The sequence below is a fragment of the Actinoplanes siamensis genome, from assembly GCF_016862395.1.
Taxonomy (GTDB): domain Bacteria; phylum Actinomycetota; class Actinomycetes; order Mycobacteriales; family Micromonosporaceae; genus Actinoplanes; species Actinoplanes siamensis.
Genome location: NZ_BOMW01000121.1, coordinates 1 through 3,530 on the forward strand (window position 1 = coordinate 1; position 3,530 = coordinate 3,530).

The 3,530-nt window shown below is 67.4% G+C and carries 3 protein-coding genes; all 3 read left to right on the forward strand.

Annotated elements, in window-relative coordinates:
* Nucleotides 1–435 precede the first annotated feature (435 nt).
* Complete coding sequence (locus tag Asi03nite_RS37265) at nt 436–1,674, forward strand: IS110 family RNA-guided transposase (RefSeq protein ID WP_203685221.1); 1,239 nt, start codon at nt 436–438, stop codon at nt 1,672–1,674.
* A 119-nt stretch (nt 1,675–1,793) separates the two neighbouring features.
* Nucleotides 1,794–3,074: an IS256 family transposase gene (locus Asi03nite_RS37270; protein ID WP_373872223.1), complete on the forward strand. Its 1,281-nt coding sequence runs from the start codon at nt 1,794–1,796 to the stop codon at nt 3,072–3,074.
* Nucleotides 3,071–3,490, forward strand: coding sequence for a VOC family protein (locus Asi03nite_RS37275; RefSeq protein WP_203685222.1), 420 nt, complete (start codon nt 3,071–3,073; stop codon nt 3,488–3,490). Before Asi03nite_RS37270 ends, Asi03nite_RS37275 begins: the two co-directional genes overlap by 4 nt.
* The last annotated feature ends 40 nt before the right edge of the window (nt 3,491–3,530 follow it).

Genomic DNA, 3,530 nt, shown 5'->3' on the forward strand with positions numbered 1-3,530 from the left:
CGAGCACGTCGATGCCCTCGTGCAAGTAGTCGTAGCCCGTCGAGGCACTGATCTGGTTATCCCGGACGAGCTGGCGCAGAGCAATGCTCGAAACCTAATAGCAGCCGTACGGTGCTGGATGACTCCTACTCGAAACTCGGAGCTGGACTCCTTTCCACAGGCTGAGTGCTCTGGAGCCGTGCCCCTCGCGGGGATGGTGGGGTGATGTCCATCCCCGCGAGGGGATCGACCATGATCGTGTTCTGAGCCGTCCGCACGGTGACCTCTCCTCGACACGCGAGCCGGTGAGCTCTGTCCAAAGACTGGTGCCCGTGCGGTGAGCTGGGGCCACGAACTGCTCATCGGATGTCGGGCCATCGAGCCCTCCTATTAGGGCGCGGCGTGACCCTGCACGGGCTCAACCGTAGGTAGACACGCGAGGATAGGACGACGTCGTTGGCGATCACGTGCGGTATCGACTGGGCCGAAAACCATCATGACGTGGCGCTGGTCGACGAGGCGGGCAAGCTGGTAGCCAAGCGTCGGGTGCGCGACGACGCGGCCGGCTACCGGCAGCTGCTGGAGCTGCTTTCGACCGCGGGAGACTGCCCGCAGTCGCCGATTCCGGTTGCGATCGAGACAGCGCGGGGCCTGCTGGTGGCGTGCCTGCGTGCGACCGGCCGCGCGGTGTATTCGATCAATCCGTTGGCGGTGGCTCGATATCGGGAGCGCCATCGGGTGACGCGGGCGAAGTCGGACCATGCCGACGCGATGGCGTTGGCTAACATCCTGCGGACTGATGCTGATGCGCATCGGCCGCTGCCGGCGGACTCCGAACTGGTGCAGGCGATCGCGGTGCTGGCCCGCGCTCAGCAGGACGCGGTGTGGAACCGTAGCCAGTTGTCGAACCAGCTGCGTTCGCACCTCAAGCAGTACTTCCCGGCCGCGTTAGCGGCGTTCCAGGTACGCGGTGTCGGGCTCGACTCGCGTGAGTCACGCGCGGTACTGGCCGCCGCGCCGAACCCGATGCTGGCTGCGGCTCTGACCAAACTTCAGCTGCGGTCGGTGCTGCGCAAGTCGGGACGCCAGCGCAACATCGAGGCGTGGGCAGACCGGCTGCGGGAGATCTTCACTGGCGATTACCTGCACCAACCGCCCCTGATCGAGCAGGCCATGGGCCGCCAGACCCAGGCGCTGGTCCTGCAATTGGACGCCGCCTGCCGCGCCGCCGACGATCTCGGCGAGGCCGTCGCCGAGGCGTTCGCCGCGCATCCTGACGCGGAGATCCTGGCGAGCTTCCCCGGTATCGGGCCGCTTACCGGAGCCCGGGTCCTCGGCGAAATCGGCGACGACCGGCATCGGTTCACCGACGCTCGTGGACTGAAGTCGTATGCCGGGTCGGCGCCAGTCACGGTCGCCAGCGGCAAGAGCCATCTGGTGCACCACCGCAAGGTCAAGAACCAGCGGCTCGCCGCGGCCGGCTACATCTGGATCTTCGGGGCGCTGCCGTCACCACCGGTCAAGGAACTCTACGATCGCCGCCGAGCCGCCGGCGACAAGCACGCCGCAGCGATGCGCAACGTGTTCAACCGCTTCCTCGGCTGCCTCTACCACTGCCTACAGACCGGTCAGACCTTCGACGCGAACAAAGCATTTCCGCCTCGTTCTACGAGCGTCGAACTCGCTGCGGCTTGACTTCTAGCAAGTTCGGATGTCTGTGGATGAGCGCCGGGAGGCGTACCCTCCCGGCGAAGCTCCATATCCAAGGAATCGAGTAGAGCCCGCGCGCCAACGCGGGCCGGGAGGGCACGCCCGTGCTTACCGTAGTCAACCTGGAAGAGCCCACGCCAGCGACCGTGTCCGAGCCGGCTATGGCCGGCAGCTCGCTGATCGATGAGATCGTGCGTGACGGCGCGCGGCGGATGCTCGCCGCAGCGCTGGAAGCCGAGGTCGCCGCCTACATCGCCGCGCACGCCGGCGAGCTGGACGAACACGGCCGCCGCCTCGTCGTGCGTAACGGTCACGCCCGGCCGCGGCGGGTGCTCACCTCGGCGGGCGCGGTCGAGGTCGAGGCGCCGCGGATCAACGACAAACGCATCGACGAGGTCAGCGGCGAGCGGCGGCGGTTCGCCTCGGCGATCCTGCCCGCCTGGTGCCGTAAGTCGCCGCAGATCACCGAGGTGCTGCCACTGCTCTACCTGCACGGACTGTCGTCGTCGGATTTCGTGCCCGCGTTGCGACAGTTCCTCGGCACCAGTTCCGGGCTGTCCGCGCCGACGATCACCCGGCTGACCGTGCAGTGGCAGGACGAGGCCCGTGCCTTCGCCGCCCGGGACCTGTCCGCGGCTGACTACGTCTACCTGTGGGCCGACGGTGTGCATCTGAACGTGCGTCTGGCCGAGACGAAACTGTGCCTGCTGGTCATGGTCGGCGTCCGCGTCGACGGCCGTAAAGAGTTGGTCGCGCTGGCCGAGGGCTACCGCGAGTCCACCGAGTCCTGGGCGGACCTGCTACGCGACTGCAAACGCCGCGGGATGCGCGCCCCGGTCCTGGCCGTCGGTGACGGCGCGCTCGGGTTCTGGAACGCGCTGCGCGAAGTCTTCCCGGACACCCGGGAGCAGCGCTGCTGGTTCCACAAGATCGCCAACGTCCTCGGCGCCATGCCGAAATCAGCGCATCCCGGGGCGAAGAAGGCCCTCGCCGAGATCTGGAACGCCGAGGACCGCGAGCACGCCCGCCGCGCGGTGGCCGCGTTCAAGCTGGCCTACGGCCCGAAGTTCGGTAAGGCGGTCGCGAAGATCCTCGACGACTTCGACGAACTCCTGGCCTTCTACGACTTCCCGGCCGAGCACTGGGTGCATCTGCGCACCACGAACCCCATCGAGTCGACCTTCGCGACCGTCCGGCACCGCACCAAGGTCACCAAAGGGCCGGGATCGAAGGCGGCCGGCCTCGCGATGGCGTTCAAGCTGATCGAGGCCGCTCAGCAGCGGTGGCGGGCGGTCAACGCACCACACCTGGTCGCCCTGGTCCGCGCCGGCGCCCGCTTCCAACAAGGCAAACTCGTCGAACGAACCGAGAGGGCCGCAGCGTGAACAGGCCGACCACGGGCACACCCCACCACATCGAAATCTGGGTGCCTGACCTGGACCGAGCCGTCCTCAGCTGGGGATGGCTGTTGTCCGAGCTGGGCTACACCTTGTTCCAATCCTGGAGCGCCGGACGCAGCTGGCGGCTGGGCCCGACCTACATCGTCGTCGAGCAATCACCAGACTTGACCGCAGCCGACCACGACCGCCGCCGGCCCGGCCTCAACCATCTGGCCTTTCACGTGGACGGCACCCACCTCGTCGACGCCCTGACCCGGCAAGCGCCCTACCACGGCTGGGCCCTGCTGTTCCCCGACCGCCATCCGAACGCCGGCGGACCGAACCACCACGCCGCCTACCTGGAAGACTCCGACGGCTTCGAGGTCGAACTCGTCGCCATATCCGAAGAGACCACCCGCTGAATCATCAACCAACTCATCCACAAGTCTTGACTATTGCTCC